The 2,165-nt window shown below is 51.9% G+C and carries 1 protein-coding gene and 2 pseudogenes; 1 reads left to right on the plus strand and 2 read right to left on the minus strand.

Translation table 11 applies throughout. The features are described from left to right. Positions 1-87, plus strand: a pseudogene (locus tag AB4Z33_RS30835) (hypothetical protein); the annotation flags it as partial. On the opposite strand, the pseudogene AB4Z33_RS30840 reads toward AB4Z33_RS30835, so the two are convergent. After that, a pseudogene (locus AB4Z33_RS30840) lies at positions 87-1,301 on the minus strand (alpha-glucuronidase family glycosyl hydrolase); the annotation flags it as partial. The pseudogenes AB4Z33_RS30835 and AB4Z33_RS30840 sit on opposite strands and share 1 nt — an antisense overlap. Before the next feature lie 120 nt (positions 1,302-1,421). Next, positions 1,422-2,165 (minus strand): Nif3-like dinuclear metal center hexameric protein (locus AB4Z33_RS30845; protein WP_442053557.1); only part of this gene is annotated, 744 nt, incomplete at its 5' end.

Here is a 2,165-nt window from a genome sequence, read left to right on the forward strand (position 1 = left end):
GATGGACAGTTCCGCGATAACGTGCTGCTTCAAATCAAGAACGGTCCAATGGACTTTCAAGTGCGCGAGCCGGTATCGCCTCTATTCTGCGTAATCTGCAGCTCAAGYAGTTGGTTCGTCTCCGCCAATCCGCCGAATAGAGGCGATACCGGCTCGCGCACTTGAAAGTCCATTGGACCGTTCTTGATTTGAAGCAGCACGTTATCGCGGAACTGTCCATCCAGCGGCTTGAAGTGATCATATGCCGCACGGGCACGGTCCGTCGATCGATCGCGCCAATCCTGCAAGCAATTGTAGACGAAGCAACGCCAGATCACATTCCCTCCGAATGGAGCAAGCGCATCCGCCAGCATATTCGCGCCATCTGCATGATTGCGGCCGTACGTGAATGGTCCCGGTCGGAATTCGGAATCGGCCTTAACAACGAAACCTCCGAACGTCGGAACGAAACGGTAGATCTCTTCCGCCTTCGCAGACCACCACGCGGCCACATCAGGATGAAGCGGATCTGCTGTATCCAGTCTTCCGATCTCGATCGTGCTTGCATAGTTGACGCTTAAATAAAGTCGAATACCGTAAGCGCCGAATAGCTCGGCTACCTTGGCAACGTCCGGCAGGAATTGTTCCGTAATAAGCTTCGTTTCCTCTCGATGGACATTGACATTATTGATCGCAACGGCATTGATACTCACGGAAGCGAGCAGACGAGCGTAATCGCTAATTCGCGTCATATCGGCTACAAAGCGATTGTCCTCGAAAAAGATACTATTGCCCGCATATCCTCGCTCAATCGTACCGTCCATATTGTCCCAATGATCAAGCATCCGCAGCCCGTTAACCGAACTCTCCCGAATGAGCACCTTCTCTATAGACTGTCCCGTCTGCAGCAATCGCAGCAAGTGATAAATACCGTACAAGACACCGTTATCTGACGCCGCAACGATCTGTATCGGTCCGCTCTCCTCCGCATAGATCGTGTAGCCGTCTTCACCCGTCTCCTCCAAACGGAAATCCACAGGCAGTGTGCTGACTTCCAACAGCGGATCACTCCCTCGGACACCAGCGATAATCCCTTTGAAGTCCGAACCTGCTTCTCTACCGCTGATAACCTCCGGCCGCTTGCCAAGCAATGCAGCCAGAGCGTGACTAAGTTCCTCTCGAGCCGTTCGTATAACAGGCGAATCGCCGATCACTAGCAGCTGCGAGCACCGTTTGTCATAGGCATCCCGTTTGTAAGCGTCTTCAATATAAGTAAACCGAAGCCATGCCTCATAGCCTCTGCCTCGTCGCTTTATCGTCATTTGTTTCTTATGCCTCCTATCGATTCGTATTTATTCATAATAACGAAATGTCGATCATACACAACCTGTGAAATAATAGTTTTCACTTAGAAAATATTAGATCGACAGCTCAGCTATTTGCTATACGATTCTGAATAGCGGCGTTTGCTTCACAAAGGAAACGGGCACCTGATGGAACTCGCGTTCAAGTATGGATGCCAAATAATGCATACCTGGTTCCTCACTCTCCGCATGACCAAGCAGCAGAAACGCCTTGTTAGCACCGTGATGCATGGCGTCGCGCACATACTCTGGCGTCTCCCACTCCTGACCTTCGCCGGATATGATGAGATCAAGGTCGTACTGATGGAATAATGGGATGCATACAGCTCCGCCTCCCCGGTAGCCTGCCGATAGGCCGATCCGCCGGCATGTCGCCGAAGCCTCGCCGACGACCCGCACGTATGACAAGCCGAGCTTGTCTTTCGCGGCATACGCGATTTCATCTAGCGAGCATTCCGCCGGCAGCTCAATAATAGAAGCATACGGCAGCACTTCTTTGACGTACTCGCTCCACCCTAATAGCTGGGTAAGCCCTTCCGTAATTCCGTCCGGCCTGTACGCATGCCAATAATCATGGAAACGGTAGATCGCAATGCCCGACTGTTCGATCAAGCAACTCTTTCCCATTACGATGGGATCGTCCTGCCACTGTTCCCGCCCCCCGCGATGACTGAAATATTCGCCTTCATGAGTAATGAGCAGATTAGCTCCCTGGGCAATCGCTTTTTCGATCGCTTGCTGCGACGCCATGAAAGTGACGGCTATGCCGGATACTTCCATTGAAGACACCCCAGCATTCAGCCCATCAACGGTGTTGTCTAT

This window comes from Paenibacillus sp. 2TAB19 (genome assembly GCF_052115185.1).
Lineage (GTDB): Bacteria > Bacillota > Bacilli > Paenibacillales > Paenibacillaceae > Pristimantibacillus.